12 protein-coding genes are annotated in these 21,409 nt (G+C 38.3%); 2 read left to right on the forward strand and 10 right to left on the reverse strand.

Annotated features, from left to right (window positions below):
- Window positions 1–134 precede the first annotated feature (134 nt).
- The 3 genes from JEU79_RS01720 to JEU79_RS01730 all read right to left on the reverse strand — a co-directional run bounded on the left by JEU79_RS01720 (window position 135) and on the right by JEU79_RS01730 (window position 12,647).
- On the reverse strand, window positions 135–10,364 hold the full coding sequence (locus JEU79_RS01720; protein WP_198262709.1) for a two-partner secretion domain-containing protein: 10,230 nt from the start codon (window positions 10,362–10,364) through the stop codon (window positions 135–137).
- A 98-nt stretch (window positions 10,365–10,462) separates the two neighbouring features.
- Window positions 10,463–12,310 (reverse strand): ShlB/FhaC/HecB family hemolysin secretion/activation protein, encoded by a 1,848-nt coding sequence (locus JEU79_RS01725; RefSeq protein WP_198262710.1) that lies wholly within the window; start codon window positions 12,308–12,310, stop codon window positions 10,463–10,465.
- 46 nt (window positions 12,311–12,356) lie between these two features.
- A complete protein-coding gene (locus tag JEU79_RS01730; protein ID WP_198262711.1) occupies window positions 12,357–12,647 on the reverse strand; it encodes a PAAR domain-containing protein in 291 nt (96 codons plus the stop codon).
- A gap of 370 nt (window positions 12,648–13,017) precedes the next feature.
- On the opposite strand from JEU79_RS01730, the gene JEU79_RS01735 reads away from it, so the two are divergent.
- Window positions 13,018–13,821, forward strand: a complete 804-nt coding sequence (locus tag JEU79_RS01735) for a hypothetical protein (protein WP_198262712.1) — start codon at window positions 13,018–13,020, stop codon at window positions 13,819–13,821.
- Window positions 13,822–13,887: 66 nt separating this feature from the next.
- On the forward strand, window positions 13,888–14,097 hold the full coding sequence (locus JEU79_RS01740; protein ID WP_198262713.1) for a hypothetical protein: 210 nt from the start codon (window positions 13,888–13,890) through the stop codon (window positions 14,095–14,097).
- A gap of 9 nt (window positions 14,098–14,106) precedes the next feature.
- Here JEU79_RS01740 and JEU79_RS01745 read toward each other — a convergent pair whose 3' ends face one another.
- The 7 genes from JEU79_RS01745 to ppk2 all read right to left on the reverse strand — a co-directional run bounded on the left by JEU79_RS01745 (window position 14,107) and on the right by ppk2 (window position 21,350).
- The gene (locus tag JEU79_RS01745; RefSeq protein ID WP_198262714.1) at window positions 14,107–15,273 is read right to left on the reverse strand and encodes a methyltransferase; all 1,167 of its coding nucleotides are present in this window, start codon (window positions 15,271–15,273) and stop codon (window positions 14,107–14,109) included.
- Window positions 15,270–16,724 (reverse strand): DNA recombination protein RmuC, encoded by a 1,455-nt coding sequence (locus JEU79_RS01750; protein WP_198262715.1) that lies wholly within the window; start codon window positions 16,722–16,724, stop codon window positions 15,270–15,272. Before JEU79_RS01750 ends, JEU79_RS01745 begins: the two co-directional genes overlap by 4 nt.
- A gap of 25 nt (window positions 16,725–16,749) precedes the next feature.
- A complete protein-coding gene (locus JEU79_RS01755; protein ID WP_198262716.1) occupies window positions 16,750–17,571 on the reverse strand; it encodes a metal ABC transporter permease in 822 nt (273 codons plus the stop codon).
- 20 nt (window positions 17,572–17,591) lie between these two features.
- Window positions 17,592–18,323, reverse strand: coding sequence for a metal ABC transporter ATP-binding protein (locus JEU79_RS01760; protein ID WP_198262717.1), 732 nt, complete (start codon window positions 18,321–18,323; stop codon window positions 17,592–17,594).
- Window positions 18,324–18,555: 232 nt separating this feature from the next.
- Window positions 18,556–19,446 (reverse strand): metal ABC transporter solute-binding protein, Zn/Mn family, encoded by an 891-nt coding sequence (locus JEU79_RS01765; protein ID WP_198262718.1) that lies wholly within the window; start codon window positions 19,444–19,446, stop codon window positions 18,556–18,558.
- The gene (locus tag JEU79_RS01770) at window positions 19,446–20,276 is read right to left on the reverse strand and encodes a M23 family metallopeptidase (protein WP_246539892.1); all 831 of its coding nucleotides are present in this window, start codon (window positions 20,274–20,276) and stop codon (window positions 19,446–19,448) included. The genes JEU79_RS01765 and JEU79_RS01770 overlap by 1 nt, the downstream gene beginning before the upstream one ends.
- A gap of 195 nt (window positions 20,277–20,471) precedes the next feature.
- On the reverse strand, window positions 20,472–21,350 hold the full coding sequence (gene ppk2, locus JEU79_RS01775; protein ID WP_198262719.1) for a polyphosphate kinase 2: 879 nt from the start codon (window positions 21,348–21,350) through the stop codon (window positions 20,472–20,474).
- Between the last annotated feature and the right edge of the window lie 59 nt (window positions 21,351–21,409).

Consider the following 21,409-nt stretch of genomic DNA (forward strand, 5'->3'; position numbering starts at 1 on the left):
TTGGGTGAATGGAACGGCTCTATCGTTCCAGAGGGCAAAGCCCTTTCTCTTCATCTGTTTAAAGTTAACATGAGAAACTAAAATGATAGGAAATACAAAATGACAAAAATCACTTGAAACAGCCAAAAAAATATTTAGAAAACTGTCCGGAAAAGTGTTGACACATCATTACTGCTAACCAGTAAAGAAACATTTCCATTCACGACACCGGCTAGACTGATAGCACCATTTGATTTTAATTGAGTATCTTTGCTCAAGTTTAAGGTAGTATTTTTAGCGAAAGACAGTGATTTATCTGCGCTGACATTTCCATTAAGTTGAATACTACTATTCTCTTTCGTAATTGATAGAGTGTTTACCTTGGTATTGCCTAAGTAAATTGATGCCGCATCAAGTGAAAGATCATAGCTTTGACCTTCAACAACAGTATCCAGTAATAGATTTGAAAGTTGAGATTTTAAGCTCAGGCTATTATGTAAAACAATAGTGCTTGCATTATTCAGGTCGAGTAAATAATTTGTTTCAATATCATCATATAAACGTGTGTTTTTAGCAAATACCGTCAGTGATTGTAATTGCACTGCCCCTAGTCTTACATCACCCTGTTCAGCTCTGAGCGTCAATTGTTCACCACTCACCAACGTTGGACTAAAATCAATACCACCCTGAGTAGATTGAATTTCACGATCACCCTTAATGGTTGCTAGTTTAACTTGATTGAAGCTCAAACTATCCTGAACCATAATATTGCCTGCAATATTAACTGTATCTGCATTCAGATTAAGTTGCTTCAATGAACTATTGTTTTGACCGATATTTTTTAGTTCAATTTTATTGGCAGTCAAACTCAATGCATTCGTATTGACCAAACTATCCTCAACGTTACCACCCAAAGAAATAGTATTGTTACTACCCGTACTGATGAGCTTAATTGTATTATCAATAACTGTCAGTACAACTTCACTTAAATCAATATCACCAATTGTTGTAATATCACCTTTTAATGTCACTTTGTCAGTATTTGAAATACTTAAGCTATTCGTTGATACATTATTAACTTCAATGTCATTGCCCTGGCCATTTAAGATTAAATCATAATCTCCACTTACAGTATCAGCCAGCACTTGAGTATCTTTGGAAGTAATGATGGAGTCGCCGGTTAAATTTAGATTGACATTGTCCGCATAAAAAACACTGTCTTGACTTGTGATATTACCATTAAGATTAAAATTACTGCCTTCTTTAACGATAGATAACAAATTAACATTAGTATTACCCAGAGTAATATTATCCGCATTTAGAGATAGTTCAAAGGCTTTACCTGTCGTTGTAGTATTTAATAATAAGCTAGACTGTTTTGATTGTAATTCGATGTTTTTATAGAGAATAACTGTGTTTGCATTATTGAGATCTAAAGTATTGATTGTGGTAATATCATCATAGAGTCTTGCGTTTAATGCTTCAACAGTAAGCGATTGTAAGTTCACAGCATTTAAACTAACATCCCCTTTAGAGGCTATTAGAGTCAAATTATTACCTGTAAGGCGGGTATTAGCAAAGTCAATATCACCCACATTTGACTCTATTGTTCTGATGTTCGCCCCACTGACATTTGCATTCCTAACATCTGTAAAACTAAGGCTATTGTTGGTTGTGATATCACCGTCAACAATGACACTATTCGCTGTCAACTCTAAATTCTTCAGAGCCTTATCTTGACCAAGTGCTTGCAAATTAATTGTATCGGCAGTAATTTTCAAATTACTATTATTTGAATTGGAATCATCAGTGTTTTGACCTAGTAAAACACTATTATTAGCCCCCTTACTCAGTAAGCTTACATCTGTATTGAGAACTGTATTTGTCACACCACTTAAGTCAATATTAGCTTGTGTAGTAATATCATCATTTAATTTTGTAATACTGGCATTTTTCAAAGTAAGGCTATTAGTCGCTACCTGATACAAATCAATTTCACCACTATTAACTTGTAAGGTTAAATCATTTTCACCGGTAATAGAACTGGCAAGTACTTGATTACCCAATGAGCTAATGGTGCTATCAGTCACTAAGTCAAGTACTGTATTGGTCGTAAATATAACGTCAGCCTGAGTAGTAATATCACCATTAAGTGAAGTTGTTCCAGCACGAGATATATTTAAACTCTTTAAGTTTGATGCGCCCAGACTAATAATATCTGCATCTAGGATCAAATCATAAGCCTGACCTGTAAGCTGAGTATCTAACAATAGATTTGTCGCATCAAGGCTTAGGCTATTATATAAAACAACCGTTGCAGCATTACTTAAATCCAAACTATTCGATGTCACTATCGTGTTATACAAATTGGCATTTTGTGCCTGCACAGATAAGGATTGAAGATTAACCTTAGAAAGACTGACATCGCCTTGCAGTGCTTTGAGTGCTAAATTGTTACCACTCAATTCAGTTGAACTAAAATCAATATTTCCGGTATTAGATTCTATTGTGCGCGTATTAATTCCACTAATCGTTGTGTTGGAAACCGAGGTAAAATCTAAGCTGGATTGTGTTGTTACATTGCCATTTATATTGACGGTATTTGCATTAAGACTCAAGGTGTCCAATACTTCGTTCTGACCAATTGCCTGTAAATTAATTGTCTCTGCATTTAATGTCAAACTATTAGCATTAACAGTAGAGATATCGTCATCAAGATTCTGTCCGAGCAGAATTTGACTGTTTGCACCAGCACTTAAGCTAACATCTGCGGTGATCGTTGTTGCACTCACGCGGCTTAAATCAATATCACCCTGAGTCGATAAATTACCGCTAATATCTAGTTCATTAGCATTGACTATCAGGTTATTCAATGAAGATTCACCAAGAATAACTGTATCACCAGCATTTAATGTCAGATTTTGTGATTGATTATCTAAACCTTGTGATAAATCTATATTACCGCTAGTACTGGTAAAACTAATATCCGTATTAAGCGTTAATTGTGAGAGACTATTTAAATCAATATTATTCTGGGTAGAAATATCATCATTTAAATTTGTGATGCCACTATTAATCAAAGTAAGGCTTTTAGTATTCACTTTGTTTAAGTTAATTTGTCCACCTTGTGACTGTAAGGTTAGATCATAAGCACCGGTAATGGCGCTAGCAAGCACTTGATTACCTAAAGAACTTATGGTGCTATCTATTGCTAAGTTCAATATCGTATTGGTCGCAAAGGTGACATCAGCCTGAGTTGTAATATCACCATTGAGTGACGTTGTTCCAGCACGCGTTACGCTTAAACTTTTCACATCCAATTGCCCCAGACTAATGACATCAGCGTCTAATGTCAGATCATAAGCCTGACCCGTTATCTGGGTATCAAGTAATACATTATTCGCATCTAAGCTTAGACTATTATATAAAACAACCGTTGCAGCATTACTTAAATCCAGACTATTCGATGTCACTATCGTGTTATATAAATTCGCATTATTTGCTTGTACGGATAAGGATTGAAGATTAACCTTAGCAAGACTGACATCGCCCTGGTCTGCATTGAGAGCTAAATCATTACCACTTAAATCAGTGAGACTAAAATCAATATTACCGGTATTGGATTCTATTTTACGTGTGCTATTACCACTAATCGTCGCATTAGTCACCAAGGAGAAGTCTAAACTGGATTGGGTGGTAATATCACCATCAATATCCACGGCACTGGATGTGATGTTCAGTGTGTCCAGGGCATCATTTTGACCCACATCGTTTAACGCTATCGTATCAGCGCTTAACGTCAGCTCTTTTCTATTGGCATTAGTCGCATCGTTATCAATGGCGGTACCGAGTAGAATTTGATCCCCTGAACCCACACTGCCTGCCGTTAAAGTCACGTCAGTAGTAATTGTGGTGGCGGTTACATTGGTGAGATCAATGTTATCACTGGTATTGATATCACCATTGAGACTCAGAATCGCAGCAGTGACATTCAGTGATTCCAAGGTACTAGCACCCAAGTCGATGCTATTGGCTGCTAATACTAATTGTTCATTAGCACTGTTCAGGCCTTGTGATAAGTCAATATTGCCCGTGTCACTGGTTAATGTCAGGTTGTCATTGAGCGCTAAGGTATCAGCAGCACTCAAGTCCATATCAACTGCGGTGGTGATATTGCTATTGAGTGTGGTCGTGCCGCTATTGGTCACATCCAGACTATTGGTATTGACTGCGTACAAGTCAATTTGACCACCATTGACATCAAGCACTAGGTCAAAGTTACCACTGATGCTATTGGCCAGTATTTGCTGACCGGCATCACCGCTTACACCATTAGCATTCAATATCAATTTGCTATTGTTGCTCAGGATCAGGCTGTTATTGATACCAAACTGCAAGTTATCCTGCGTGGTGATATCACCCTTGAGAGTAATGGTGCTATTCGTACGGGTGAAATTCAGGTTATTGACATCGGCACTGTCCAAACTAATGCTGTCACCATCAACACTTAAGTCATAAGCATTGACACTGCCCAGATTAATGGTGTCGGCTTTAAGATCCAGATTAAATGCACTACTATTGACCACCGAATTTAATAGCAATTGACCCGACTGGGATTCCAGTTTTAGAGCACCCAGTAAAATGACACTATTCGCACCACTTAAATCTAAGTCGCCAGTGGTCAGGATGTTATTGTTTAAATTGGTCGCTTGAACGGACTGTACTTTTAAGGAGTTTAAGGTCACGGCATCTAAACTGACAAGACCATTGGCTTGCAAGGATAAGTCATTACCACTGAGGGGTGTGCCGGTAAAATCAATATCACCATTGTTTGAGATGACATTACGGACTGCACCACCACTGATATTTACACTGCCTGAGCTGGTAAAGTCTAAACTGGATTGGGTGGTAATATCACCATCAATATCCACGGCACTGGATGTGATGTTCAGTGTGTCCAGGGCATCATTTTGACCCACATCGTTTAACGCTATCGTATCAGCACTTAACGTCATCTCTTTTCTATTGGCATTAGCAGCATCGTTATCAATGGCTGCACCGAGTAGGATTTGATCGCCTGAACCTGCACTGCCCGCAGTTAAAGTCACATCAGTAGTAATTGTGGTGGCGGTTACATTGGTGAGGTCAATGTTATCACTGGTATTGATATCACCATTGAGGCTCAAAGTCGCAGCAGTGACATTCAGTGATTCCAAGGTACTAGCACCCAAGTCGATGCTATTGGCTGCTAATACTAATTGTTCATTAGCACTGTTCAGGCCTTGTGATAAGTCAATATTGCCCGTGTCACTGGTTAATGTCAGGTTGTCATTGAGCGCTAAGGTATCAGCAGCACTCAAGTCCATATCAACTGCGGTGGTGATATTGCTATTGAGTGTGGTCGTGCCGCTATTGGTCACATCCAGACTATTGGTATTGACTGCGTACAAGTCAATTTGACCACCATTGACATCAAGCACTAGGTCAAAGTTACCACTGATGCTATTGGCCAGTATTTGCTGACCGGCATCACCGCTTACACCATTAGCATTCAATATCAATTTGCTATTGTTGCTCAGGATCAGGCTGTTATTGATACCAAACTGCAAGTTATCCTGCGTGGTGATATCACCCTTGAGAGTAATGGTGCTATTCGTACGGGTGAAATTCAGGTTATTGACATCGGCACTGTCCAAACTAATGCTGTCACCATCAACACTTAAGTCATAAGCATTGACACTGCCCAGATTAATGGTGTCGGCTTTAAGATCCAGATTAAATGCACTACTATTGACCACCGAATTTAATAGCAATTGACCCGACTGGGATTCCAGTTTTAGAGCACCCAGTAAAATGACACTATTCGCACCACTTAAATCTAAGTCGCCAGTGGTCAGGATGTTATTGTTTAAATTGGTCGCTTGAACGGACTGTACTGTTAAGGAGTTTAAGGTCACGGCATCTAAACTGACAAGACCATTGGCTTGCAAGGATAAGTCATTACCACTGAGGGGTGTGCCGGTAAAATCAATATCACCATTGTTTGAGATGACATTACGGACTGCACCACCACTGATATTTACACTGCCTGAGCTGGTAAAGTCTAAACTGGATTGGGTGGTAATATCACCATCAATATCCACGGCACTGGATGTGATGTTCAGTGTGTCCAGGGCATCATTTTGACCCACATCGTTTAACGCTATCGTATCAGCACTTAACGTCATCTCTTTTCTATTGGCATTAGCAGCATCGTTATCAATGGCTGCACCGAGTAGGATTTGATCGCCTGAACCTGCACTGCCCGCAGTTAAAGTCACATCAGTAGTAATTGTGGTGGCGGTTACATTGGTGAGGTCAATGTTATCACTGGTATTGATATCACCATTGAGGCTCAAAGTCGCAGCAGTGACATTCAGTGATTCCAAGGTACTAGCACCCAAGTCGATGCTATTGGCTGCTAATACTAATTGTTCATTAGCACTGTTCAGGCCTTGTGATAAGTCAATATTGCCCGTGTCACTGGTTAATGTCAGGTTGTCATTGAGCGCTAAGGTATCAGCAGCACTCAAGTCCATATCAACTGCGGTGGTGATATTGCTATTGAGTGTGGTCGTGCCGCTATTGGTCACATCCAGACTATTGGTATTGACTGCGTACAAGTCAATTTGACCACCATTGACATCAAGCACTAGGTCAAAGTTACCACTGATGCTATTGGCCAGTATTTGCTGACCGGCATCACCGCTTACACCATTAGCATTCAATATCAATTTGCTATTGTTGCTCAGGATCAGGCTGTTATTGATACCAAACTGCAAGTTATCCTGCGTGGTGATATCACCCTTGAGAGTAATGGTGCTATTCGTACGGGTGAAATTCAGGTTATTGACATCGGCACTGTCCAAACTAATGCTGTCACCATCAACACTTAAGTCATAAGCATTGACACTGCCCAGATTAATGGTGTCGGCTTTAAGATCCAGATTAAATGCACTACTATTGACCACCGAATTTAATAGCAATTGACCCGACTGGGATTCCAGTTTTAGAGCACCCAGTAAAATGACACTATTCGCACCACTTAAATCTAAGTCGCCAGTGGTCAGGATGTTATTGTTTAAATTGGTCGCTTGAACGGACTGTACTTTTAAGGAGTTTAAGGTCACGGCATCTAAACTGACAAGACCATTGGCTTGCAAGGATAAGTCATTACCACTGAGGGGTGTGCCGGTAAAATCAATATCACCATTGTTTGAGATGACATTACGGACTGCACCACCACTGATATTTACACTGCCTGAGCTGGTAAAGCCTAAACTGGATTGGGTGGTAATATCACCATCAATATCCACGGCACTGGATGTGATGTTCAGTGTTTCCAGGGCATCATTTTGACCCACATCGTTTAACGCTATCGTATCAGCGCTTAACGTCAGCCCTTTTCTATTGGCATTAGTCGCATCATTATCTATGGCGGTACCGAGTAGAATTTGATCCCCTGAACCCACACTGCCTGCCGTTAAAGTCACGTCAGTAGTAATTGTGGTGGCGGTTACATTGGTGAGATCAATGTTATCACTGGTATTGATATCACCATTGAGACTCAGAGTCGCAGCAGTGACATTCAGTGATTCTAGTGTACTGTTCTGGCCTACATTGTTTATATCAATGCTATCTGCTTTTAATGTGAGTGCTGTTGCATCAACACTGTTTACATCATTATCAATATCAGCACCCAGAAGAATTTTGTTGCCAGAACCTGTTGTACCAGCCGTTATGCTCACATCTGATTTGATTGTGGCTGTTGTTACCCCACTTAAATCAACGTCTTTTTGTGTGGAGACATCACCGCTAATTGTTAATTGACTCGCAGTAACCGTCAGTGCATCCAAAGCATTGTTTTGTCCTGCATCTTGTAGCTCTACATTGTCAGCATTTAAAGTTAAAGCCTTTGTATCGACATTACTTATATCATTATCAATGTCGGCACCGAGTAAGATTTGATCGCCTGAACCTGCACTTCCCGCAGTTAAAGTCACGTCAGATTTTAGCGTAGTTAAATTGACACTACTCAGATCAATATCTCTAATAGTGGTTACGTCACCATTCAAGCCTAATGTTTCTGAGTTAATGGTCAGAGCATTAACAGCCGAAACCTGTTCAAGCGACACATTTCCTTTTCCAGATGCGGGTAATGCTGTGGCACTAATAAGCAGTTCATTTAATGATTGTCCGTTAACATCACCATTAACAATAACATCACCAGCACTACTGCTTAAGGCAACAATATATTCATTACCCACAATGACATCAGTTGATTTACTAAGGCTTATTTCAACACTACCACCATTTGCATTATCAGTGCCTGAATTTAATGTAATATCATTAGTTGCAGATAAGTTACCCATCAATTTAATGCTATTTGAGGAGGAAATAGTGATACTGTCTGAACTGCTTATTTCGCCTAAAATAACAGCTGTTGTATTATCGTTTTCACCACTTGCATTAGTACCACTATTAATCACTAAACTACCAGAGGTTATAATAATTGATGCCTTTGATGTATCGATTCCATGAATCTGGCCGACTAATTTACCACCTTCTGATGCATCATTATTACGTGTTTCAAGGGTTAGGTTGTTTGATAAGTTGAGTGTTAATGTATCAAATTCAATACCAATAGTTGCTTGTAAAGTAATATCTGAAGCAATTCCCTCTAATTGAGCTTTAGTTAAGATAATCGATAAATCTTCTGCTTCATCATAATCCAGTTTGTTATCCAACCAATCACTTACATCATCATAAATGGATGGGTGATCGACACCTTCGTTATCATCGTCATCACCACTCTCATGTTCAGGAATCGCAGCTACAACAGAAATAAATTCAGGGTCAAGTAATAACATACCAATCTGACCATTTTCAGCTGTTGTATCTACATTGCCCTCAAATTTTAATTTTTTCTTTCCTGAAACTTCAACAAATCCCCCATCGCCAGATTGTTTGCCACCTTTTGCAGAGATATCCCCTTCAAATTCAGTTTTTTCATCGGCCCAGATGATCACTTTACCACCATCACCCGCAGTAATAGCATCAGCTTTAATGATGACATTTTTATCAATTTCAGTTTTTTTGGCTGTTTTAACATCGCCCTTGCCTTGATAGTCACCGCCAATTAAAATCTCACCACCACCTTGTTGGCCTGAAGCGTCAATGAGAGTGTTGCTTTCAATTTCTACTTCATCACCCGTTATAACAACCTTACCACCCTTGGAAGATTGTCCTAAACCTTGCGCTGAAACGAGACCTTCTATTTCCACTTCATCGATCGCAGCAATAGTAATTGTGCCTGCGGTATCACTTTGAGTATCAGTAATCAGAGAACCTTTTGACTCGACATTGTTACCTTGAAGGACTATATTGCCAGCAATTTCATCGCTATTAAAACCAGAAACATCAATGGTACCCGTATTAACAATATCGCTATCACTGCCACCAATAAGAAATACGTCACCACCTCGTTGTTCAATTCTAGATGCTTTAATAACACCATCATTATTAACGACTTGGGAAAAAACATCCTTAGATGTTTGGGCATTCAATATTACATGACCACCCTCAGCAATAATTTCTCCAGTATTACTCACCGTTTTCTTAAGTAGTTTGTCCTGCTCAATTAATTCTTTATCAACTTCAAACTGGATCAGACCATCACCGTCAAAATCGACGCTTACTTTATTGGCAGAAATCAGATTAACATTTCCCAGCTTGGCATAAATTTTACCTTCATTGATAACATTACTGCCAATTAGTGTTACACCACCTGTGGCCGCTTTTATTAAGCCTTTGTTGATGATGCTAGCTGATTTGCTATTTATATTTTTGGTAAAAATATATTTGCCTGCCATAAAATCTTTAGTGGTAATATCTAGACTACTAGCAACGATACCAGCCACATTCACGGTAGCTGTTTTACCAAAGACAATACCATTGGGATTAATCAGAAAGACCTGACCATTTGAAGTGAGCTTACCTAAAATTTGACTTGGGTTTTGATCAATTATTCGATTCAGTACAGCGGATGATGACGAGGGCTGAATAAAATTGACTGATTCATTGGAGTTGATATTGAAACTATTCCATTGAATAGCTGCGCGATTAGACTGTTGATGAATAACCGTCTGATTGCTTGATTGCGTTATAGTTGCCTGACCAGCCTGAACAATACCATTCTGAGGCAAGGCAAATACGTCAACAGAAAAGAATGGATTGATAATCACCAAACCACTGGCAACGGGTAATATACTTTTACGAATTGCCGAAGCAAGTTTCACACTACCCTTTGATTTACTTCCCTTTAATAAGGCTTTTCTACGTAGCATTGTCATATCTAACTTCCTGTTGATAATATTTAAATCTTGTCAAGCATTACGCTTGTAAACATTTATAGACATTCATATAACATCCATTTATGAATAAACTAAAAATGGTAACTCAGTTCAAAATAGTATTGCGGATCACGATCATTTGAAGGATCGGGCCTGCCCATTGGTTTTGCCATATAAAGTCGTCCAACAAAACCGTAAAGCTCTTTTAATTGTATTGCAAAACCATAGCCCTCAAGACTAATAGTCTCTTCTTGAAAAGTCAGCGGGTCATTAATCCAGCCTTTAGTCGTATCATAAAAGAAAGAAAGGTTAAAAATATCTTTCCATTTTCTACCTGCAAAGGCATTATAATCACCAATAAAAGGCAAACCAACTGACCATTCTATGGATGCCAAGTAACCTTTATCACTTAAAAATTCTGAAACAGGATAGGCTCTTACACTATTAGGTCCACCCAACTGAAATTGTTCTAATGAAGTGAGAAGATCATCAGAATATTGAGTGTTTAATTTCAAAATCAATGATTGCTCATAAGGTAGCGACTGCACTCGCGCAAAGTTTAAATTCCATTTATCAAATCTTGATCCGGCTCTTTTGCCACTACCGCTAAACCGTCCTGAATTAGGATCATCATAGCCTTTCATTGAGCCTAGAAAATCATCAAGGCCATAACTATAAGAGATGTCGGCGATATTGACACCATTATATCTTTCATCAATTGAGTCAAATATTAACTGTGCACTCACTACCGTCAAGTTATCTTTTGATAATTGCTCACCAATATCTGATTCGGATATAGCTTCTTTGCTGGTTAAAGCCATACGACCATATAAATTCATTTCACGTGAACGAATAAAGGCACGTTTAAGGTAAATTTCTGCGTATTCACTATCACCTTCAATCCCTAAAGATTGTAATTGTCGCCCAATATTATAATCATTGGTATTATATGAAAAACCTACATAAGTCGCTTCATCGTAAACTAATTGCTCAAAGTGAATAGCATAATAATCTGAATTAGAAGGATCAAAGGTTTTTAATAACTGCACATTTAACTGGTTGACCTGATTAAATAAGCCATTAACACCTAAGCCCACTAATAAGCGACGATCCCCCGTAAACTCAGAACCAAAATTATCATAGCGAATAAAACCATTGAGACGGTCTTCATCCTGAACTAATAGTTGTAAATCACTAGTACCTACTCGACTACCTTTTTTGAAACTACCCGTAACGCCAAAACCAGGAAAATCATTCACCAGTAATAACAAGCGTTCCATGTCATATTTGTTAACCGCTTTATCTAAGTGTTTATTAAAATATTTTACATAGATGCTTTCATCGTAATACTCATTACCTACTGCTGAAACGTGTCCCAATTTACCTTCTACTATTTTTATTTCAACCGTTCCATCTGTCACTTTTTGTGGCGGCAAGAAAGCCTGAGCTAGGATATAGCCTTTTTGACGATAAATTTGGGTGATTTTGTCGGCAATGAATTGAATCTGACCAATAGTAATATCACTTGAGGATTTATTTTCTTCCTGAGCAAGTTTTTGTTGTTCTTTTAATAAATCGTCGGCAGTCTGATTCAAAAACTCAATTGTTAAATCAGGGTGTTCAACTGTATTAATTAAATTAATGCTTTTAATCGCAACTTTTGGGCCGTCTTTAATATCCAAAGGACGATCTAACATACGTGGAATAGGAAAGAATTCAGGTGAGGCTTTAGGTAGAGGAATATCTTTTTGTCGATTAGGATCAACAAAGCCTGCAGGATTAATTGGTAAAACCGGTGCAGCGATAACCGAGAGTGTGATACATAATGAGCAAGTCACTATACTTATCAATTGAAATACTAAACGACTAGTACTCATAAATATCCTTATAAAAAAATACCCAATCCTGTGGGCAAACACTATTTGTATAAAAACAAACAAAAAATTTATAACTTAATAACATCATTAAGACAAATGCTTATTCGCCCTAGCCGCCAATCAATACGTTTGGGCTGCCGAGCATGACTTTACTTCCACAACTAACAGCATCACCCATGCGACCGACGGGCATGCCATTGACAAAAACAGAACCTGAACCTGAAGCAAGATTACCGGGGTGAGGTCTGCAATTACCACAGCCATGGGGTGCGTAAGCATCGCCCAAACGGACAACAGGCACACCATTGGCAAACACATTGGAACTAGCAGCGATGGAAGGTCTTGGCGGAAAACATCCATGTCCAGTACAAATATCACCTAGTCGGGTTACTGGTGGCATAATAATTAGTCCTTTAATTATTTAAAAACTTTTTTATCTAAATTTTAACACATTATCGCATAACGAAAATATTTTATCTATATTAGCATAAATAGAAAATTCATCATTTAAATTTTTAAAAAATGGGACTTATTACCATTATTCGAGGTCATTAAGCTCAGTTCTGGTTAACAAATACGACAAGATTAACTTAATAGTGGTACGCTTCGTTCCTCAGCAGCACCCTAATTTTTTGCACGTAATGTAGAGTATTGTTACTGAAATCTTGTCGATATTTCTTCTAAATTGCTTCTTCATTTGAAAAATAGCGCCATAATTGATAGAATTTTGTCAGGAATTTTTATTAAAGTTATGGATTAACGGTGTTTTAATGAAGTATATCAGCTATTTTTTTGCCTTTATCTGCTTAGTCAGCCTGTCTGCCTGTGGTTTAAACACCAAATTTGATGACGATGATTATCGTCCTGTAGGTGCATCAACCCCACTCAACTCAAAAACACATACTATTTCTGAAACACGCACTATTGTTACAGAAACAGCAACGGACTCAAGTCTTGAATCAGGCAGTACCCGCTATGTTAAACCTGGAACAGAAGCGCCCAACAGCCAACGCATAAGCAACAAGAGTCTGAACAAAGATATTTCTACTTCAACAAAACCCTCAGCTGTCAGTTCAACACAAGAAAAAACGCCAGCCAACAACAATATTATTACGCAAACAATTAATAATGTATTTAGTTCACGCTATGGTGATCCTGCTATCATTGTTAAAATAGCCAAAACCGTTGCTATTCATTGCAATGAAGCACGATCACCCTCTAAAGCGAACAATGCAATCACTGCAAACATCTGCCAGTATCAATTCCCTGAATATTGCGGCGCACATACCTATTCATTAATTAATAATTCAAAAAACCAATTATTAGTATTTCATGCCACAAAATATCGGCGTAACATTATTGATACGATCACTGGCTACCCCAATTCCACCCCCGGCTTATGGGATAAAGATGACTACGTTTCCAGTGAATTATTAACCGTAAAACAATTGGTTAATAGCAATAAATCAGATATCAATAGTCTGGGCTGGATCATGAATGTCAACGATAATGAAAAAGCTTTACTGGGGCGTGCCTATGTTGAAGCAATTAAAGACGCCAGCAAGTGCTTTTAAAGCTTGAAATATGACCTATATTCTGCTTTGATAGACTATATAATAATATAAGCAGGAACCAGAATAATGAAGTATATTTTCAGACATACCGCATTTATTGAACATGAAGTAGATGCTGAAGATATTGTTGAAGCAAAGAAGAAGTTTTTTTCCGATGTTGCTGAAAGCGATGAATTTTTTACCAGTGCGTCCAAAGTAGTTACCGATGAACGCATAAAGATCTTAAATACTGATGGCAATCATATTGATACCTTTAATATTTATGATGATGTTTAAGCGACAGGCCTAAGACTTAATTGCCTTTAGGATAACAAATTTATTATTGGTGGCAATCAAACTTTGATTGCCAAACAATTTTTTCAGCTTGATATGATAGGCAAGATGGCGATTGCCTACTATCCAGAGTTCCCCACCCTTTTTAAGCACCCTCTTCGCTTGTTGAAACATTTGCCAAGCAATGGCATCACCCACAACATATTGTTGGTGAAAAGGTGGGTTACACAAAATCAAGTCAGCACTCTTTTCTATACTATTCGATAAAGCATTTGCAGCCTGATAAGTGATTCTTTGTTCTGCATTGACCGCATTGGCTTTAAGTGTTAATTTTGCTGAAGCAATTGCCATATAGGACTCATCGATACAATTAATCTGCGCCTCAGGATAAAGCTGTGCCGCTCGTAATGACAGAACCCCATTGCCACAGCCTAAGTCAATAATGTTTTTAAACTGCCCATCTCTCGGCAAATGCTGCAAAAAAAAACGTGTCCCTATATCCAGCTTAGTTCTGGAAAACACATTACTCATATTGAAAATCATTTCCTCAGAGCCTTCGAGGATATATTTTTTTGTGAAGTTTTCACTACGTTGAGTTGCTAAAGCTTTATCAGCCTCTTGCTCAAACTTAACAAACAATAATCTTGATTTCTTCCAGGTCAATGATGCCTGTGCAGAGCCTAGCACTGAGTTAAGCATCTGCAAGGTATTTTTTTGTAGGTTTTTGGCCATAATACCACCAAGAATCAAAGTTTCGGCATTCAAATGAGGCCGTAATCGCTGCATTTGTTCTTTAAAGAAGGTTTGATTTTTTACCTCCTTGAACAAAACCAAGTCATATTTTTTGACAAGTGCATCAGTGCTTTTAAGATAATTCACTTTATCTTGATGCTCAGGACAATTATTCTGTATATTCAATCGTATTGCTTCATGGCTAACAAAAGAGTCACCCCATGAATCACAACCATATTGCGCCAAAATAGTACTCAGAGCACCAAAGGCATCGTTGATGATTAAAATATTCGCCTGTGTTAAATCCAATTTACCTTGTTCAAGCCATTCTGATAATTGCTTAAGCATATAAGAATCAGCAGTATTCCAAGCCTGAAGATTTTTATCGGTATCAGGTATTCGCTGTAAATGAAAATGACCAAAGGGGCAATCGTAAAGAGCACTCATAAACTTTTTTTGCCTTTCACGCCTAATTCCTGAATTGATTTTGCCCTTGAGATTAAGTTGCCATTGCCACTGAATAAGCGATTATGTGCAATATTATAACTACTGGTTGCCTTGTCTAATTGAACACCAATATTTTCAACTTCTTCAACAAACAGGGCAAATTTATCCAACATGTCCCCTGCTTTTTTGGCTATTTCTTCAGCATTAGATTGCTGCTTATCATAGCGCCAAAAATTCTCAATCGTGCGCACAGTGGCGAGTAAAGTCGTCGCACTCACCAAGATAATTTTTTTATTAAAAGCTTCAAATATCATATCCGGCTCTTCATTAATTGCTAACATCAATGCCTGTTCAATGGGCACAAAAAGTAACACAAAATCAAGACTATGTAAGGCATTAATAGCTGAATAATCTTTATCTGAAAGTAGCTTGATATGATTTTTTATGGATTGTATATGGCTTTTAAGCGATTCAGACTGTTCTTTATCATCAATCGCTGCCACATATTGAGAATAACTTTTAAGAGACACTTTGGCATCAATAATAACAGTTTTATTATCCGGCAAATTAATCAGCACATCGGGTCGCAATAAACGATTATCCTCACCGCGCAGACTGGGCTGAAGTAGATATTCACGATCTTTCCTTAAACCGCTGCTTTCTAATAGGTTCTCTAAAACCACTTCGCCCCAATTGCCTTGAAATTTCACATCACCTTTTAAGGCCCTGGTCAGGTTGACAGTGTCTTCACTGATTTGCTGATTAAGTGAAGACAGTTGTTTCACCTGCCCAGCGAGAGAGACTCTATCACGAGATTCAACTTCATGAATTTCTTCAACTTTACGTTTAAACTCCGTAAACTGCTCTTTAAAGGGAGTTAATAATAATTTTATTTCATCTTGGTTTGCTAGCTTAAGTTCATGAGAATTATGGCTGAAAATCTTATTAGCCAACAATTCAAATTGCTCAGTCAATTGTTGTTTTGATTGCTCTAGGTTAGCAATAATGAGCTGCGCAGCTTTGAGTTTTTCGTCTGAAATAATTTGCACTTCAGATAATTGCTTCTGATAGTCATAAGCTTCATCTTGTAAGGACTGCATCTGTGATGCTGATTTCTGCAGGGCATCCTTATAGTCATTAATTTGTGCTGCACGGGTAGCGTAAATGGCTTTCAGCTCATTCATTTTTTGCAATTCATCAATCTTTTTAAATAAGGCTTGATCCTTATCCGCCAATTGATCACGCAGAGTATCTAAATCATTTTCAAAACTTTCTAACTCTAATTCGAGTAATTTTCGCTCTGAGTCATGCTGCATTTGCAAGTTGTCTTGCAATTGTTTGAAACGATTTGAGTATTTATTAGAAAAATAAAACCATGACAGGAGAAGTCCGGCTAAGACTCCCAAAGCCGAGGCCAATATTAATTTAACAACTTCCTGATCAATTTGCATGGTGAGTATCTATCATTAAATCGTATCAAGATCGTTTAAGGAATGATTTTATTATACTAGAAAGAAAATAGGCCACACCGGCCAATAAAATAATGGTTGCACCTGCTGGTAAATCCGGTTCATAGGAAATAAATAAGCCCGTTGAAGTAAACACCATTCCTAAAACAGAAGCGAGGAGCATCATTAAACCAATGGAGTGCACATATTGTTTTGCAATGGCTGCGGGGAGCGTCAATAATGCAATCACCAAAATAAGGCCCACTACCTGAATAAGCAACACCACGGTAATAGCAATCAAACATAGCAGCAGCAGATAAAATAAATTGACGTTAATGCCTCTAACGGTCGCAAATTCGATGTCAAATGAAATAGCCACCAATTGCTTATAAAAAGCGGCAACAAAAATGATAGTAATAATATCCAACAACAACATGATCAATAATTGTTGATCAGAGATAATAAGGATATTTCCAAATAGAAATGACATTAAATTAGTGTTATATCCATCTGATTTGCTTATAAATATAATGCCAATGGCCATACCAACCGCCCAGATAGCGCCAATAGTGGTGTCTTCCTGATGTTGCCATTTTAATTTTATAATTCCGATGATTAGTGCTGATAATAAAGCCGCAATCAAGGCGCCGACAAAGGGATCTAGCCCCAAATAATAGGCCACACCCATGCCACCTAAAACTGAGTGAGCGATCCCACCGGCCATATAACCAATACGATTTACCACCACAAAGCTACCCGTCAGGCCACAGCCGATACTGGCCAAAATGCCACCTAGTAGGGCATTTTGCAAAAAAGCCTGAGTAGATAAGGTGTTAAAAAATTCTAACATAAACCGTCTTTATTATATGATTAATGATGGTGGTGATGAATTTCACTGACGTGACCACCGTATAGAGTATTGATGGTATCACTGGTCACAGGGGATGAATCATGACACACCAAGGTTTTATTGAGACAAAAGACTTTATTGATATAATCAGACACAAAGCCAATATCATGTGAAATAATTAAAATCGTCATCCGTTGATTAATCGCTTTAAACAAGTCAAAAATATCTTTTTCCGCACGTTGGTCGATATTGGCTGTGGGTTCATCTAATAAAAGTATTTCTGGCTCTGCGGCTAATGCTCTTGCGACCAATACACGTTGCATTTGCCCACCAGATAAAGATTGTATGGGACGCTGAGCCAGGTTAAGAATTTCTGTTTCCTGCATCACTTTTTGTGCAATGGCTTTATCTTGCTGGCAATAACGTCCGAAGCAACGACTGATACCAAGTCGTCCTTGTAAAACCGTGTCCTGAACAGAAATGGGGAAATCGCTATTAAAATTAGCATATTGAGGCACGTAGCCAATTAATTTTCGCTGATTTTTTATGGGCTTGCCAAAAACACTGATTTTTCCAGATTGCGCTTTATATAAGCCCAAAATTAATTTTAGTAAGCTTGTTTTACCACCACCATTAGGCCCAACTAAACCGGCAAAGTCACCCTGTTCAATGACCATATTGATATTTTCTAAGATCGATAAAGACTCAAAGGAAAAGTTCAGGTCATTTATTTCAATGGCTATTTGGGTCATAGACTAATAAATCTCTTATAAAACATCAGCGCTCGCAGATGAAAAATTTGCTTAAACCTAAAAAAATCAGTTGAACCTACTGCGACCGCCTTATGCACTGAATCTTAAGGATTTTCCAGAACATTTTGACTTCACCCGTAGGGTGACTACGAATAAAGCCAAAATAACCTGTAAAACCCTTAATCTTTAGCACCTAAGTCGCTCTCGCTACGATTCAACTGATTATTTTAGGTTAAAAAAGTGACTTGCCGATTTTATCAGCAATGTCCTTCATATTCACTATATAATCCAGAGCAAGTGGATCAATCACCAGAAGTTCTGCTCCAATCGACTGGGCAATGGTTTTCGGGATCTGCTGATTAAATTGCTTTTCAACCAGAATATATTGCACATTTTTACCTCGTACAGCATTAATAATTTGGGCAATTTGTTTGGCCGATGGCTCTCTGCCATTTTTTTCTATGGTCATTTGAATCAAACCATATTGCTGTGCAAAATAAGAGAATGCGGGATGGAAGGTAAGAAAATGCTGTTTATGACCCAATTTAAGCGCCTTCCCTACTGCCTCATCTAAAACATTAACTTCTTTAGCTAATAGCTTGTAATTATTGGCAAATAGCTGTTTATTTTCAGGTGACAAGTCAATAAGATTTTGTAAAGCAATATGAGCTTGTTGTAAAAATAGCTTAGGCGAAAGCCAGGTATGCGGATCCTGAGAATCATGATGCTCATGTGCATGCTTATTTTTATTTAAGACTTTTTCATCGCTAATATCAGACTTTGCAACAAGCTGTGTGGGCGCAATGATAATGCTACTATTTAATGATGCGACACGCTCTATCCACACCTGTTCAAAAGGAAGTCCAATGGTAAAATATATATTGGCATGAGAATATATCGACATCATTTTAGGCGAAGGTTCGAAAGTCTCTGGTGATTGACCCGGCTTAACCATCACATTAACATTAACCTGATCCCCGCCTATTCTTTCGATCATATATTTCTGCGGTAAAATCGATACAAAAACTTCTATCGGTGTTGCATATAAATTAGAGCTAAAAAGAATAACACTAAAAAATATAACACTTTTTAGAAAATTAGCTTTCATACCTTGCTTTATCATTATTTATCTTTCTTATCTTCTTTAGCTGTGTTCATAGGAGGCACCAATAATGCCGGATCAATGCGACGCTTTAACCAGTTCATGCGCCAATCCAGATGTGCCCCCGTAGCACGTCCAGTAACACCCACTCGAGCGATTAAATCACCCTGCTTCACTTTGTCACCCACATCGACCAATAGTTCACTTAAATGTAAAAAACTCGATGATAGGCCATGACCATGATCTAAAATGATAGTGCCCCCCGAGTAAAACAAGTCATCATTTGCCAAAGTAATAATGCCCGCAGCAGGCGCACGCACCTGCGTTCCAATCGGTGCTGCTACATCAACACCATAATGAGGCCACTTCGGTTTACCATTAAGCACTCGTTGACTACCATAAACACCACTTATTCGCCCTTGCGCCGGCCAGATAAAAGCCTGTCGATAATCAGTACGCGCATCATCTCTCAAACGCGCTTGAGCGACCTGCTGACGTTCTTTCTTTATACGGGCTAATACGGTTGGTTTTTGTGGTGATACCTTGGATTTGGCTAAACCATTAATATGTTGAATAGCATATTGTCTTTTTTTCAACTGCAGCCGCTTAATCAGACTTTGACCGCTTGGCATAATGAGCTGAAACTCAGGAGTCAGGTTTTCATCTCGTCCAAAAGCAATAATAAAATCCCCCTGAGATGATACATGCACATCTTGCTGTTCATACTTCACTTGATTGTCAGGATCGGTAGTACCAAAAACTAAGCCTCCCTGAGTAAAATGACCCTGTAAAAAACTGCCATCCGATAGATTAATTTTCTCAGCATACAGCGTTGATGAAATAAAGGACAAAACAATGAAGTTTAGAAATAGGAGAGAATAAAAGAAATTAAAATACTGGGATAAATTGTGCTTATTTTTCACTCAATCAAAACTCTGTAAGGGTAAGTTACTATTCAGTATAATTGTAACATAATCTAACCCGTGCCCTAAGTGGTTTAAGGGCATAGACTAGAAACAGAAGTATCATGGGTATAAGCCATTGTATTAGGTAATGAACTTACCTTCACGCAACCTTTGAGCCTCCATAATTTCAATTTCATGAGCACCCGAGTAAACAACATTGCTATCCGGTACAAAGTCTAAATTTGCATCCAAACGTTCATAAGGCACACTATTCAAAATGGTTTTCATGGCGTTCAAGCGCGCCAAGTACTTATCATTTGAACGGATAATGGTCCAAGGTGCTGGTGCAGTATGGGTTTTTTTCAGCATTTCATATTTTACATTGGTAAAATCATCCCAACGCTCCTGAGCCTGAACATCAACCTCTGACAACTTCCATTGTCTTAGCGGATCAGTTTTACGACGATTAAAACGCCTCGCCTGTTCTTCTCGAGTTACACTGAAATACAATTTAACTAAAATTGTCCCTTGACGCACCAGATCTTTTTCATAACCGATGACACCCTTCATGAAATTTTTATACTCTTGTTCAGTACAAAAACCAAAAACAGGTTCCACCATTGAGCGGTTATACCAACTCCGATCAAAAAGTACAACTTCTCCACCCGCAGGCAGGTGATTAATGTATTTCTGAAAAAACCACTGCGTTTTTTGTTCTTCCGTCGGCTTGCCAAGGGCAACAATACGATAATGCTTTTCGTTCATGTAACGTGTCACACGACGGATTGTACCACCCTTGCCCGAAGCATCCCGGCCTTCAAATAAAATAACCATACGCTTACCTGTTTCTTCCAGGTATTTTTGCATTTTGATCAACTCAGCTTGGTATGGTTTGAGTGATTGTTCTAGTTTATATTTTTTTACCGCTTTAGAATTGCCTTTTTTTAAAGCAACATTATCCAACTTTAGCTGTTCATTTTCTTTAAGCAGCGTTTCTAATGTGAGTTCAGTTTCAGTCATTCGCTAAAAACCTCCTAATTTTTATGTGTACTTCATGTTAGCATATAAAACCTATTCCA

Origin of the sequence: sulfur-oxidizing endosymbiont of Gigantopelta aegis, assembly GCF_016097415.1 — a bacterium.
Classification (GTDB): domain Bacteria; phylum Pseudomonadota; class Gammaproteobacteria; order GRL18; family GRL18; genus GRL18.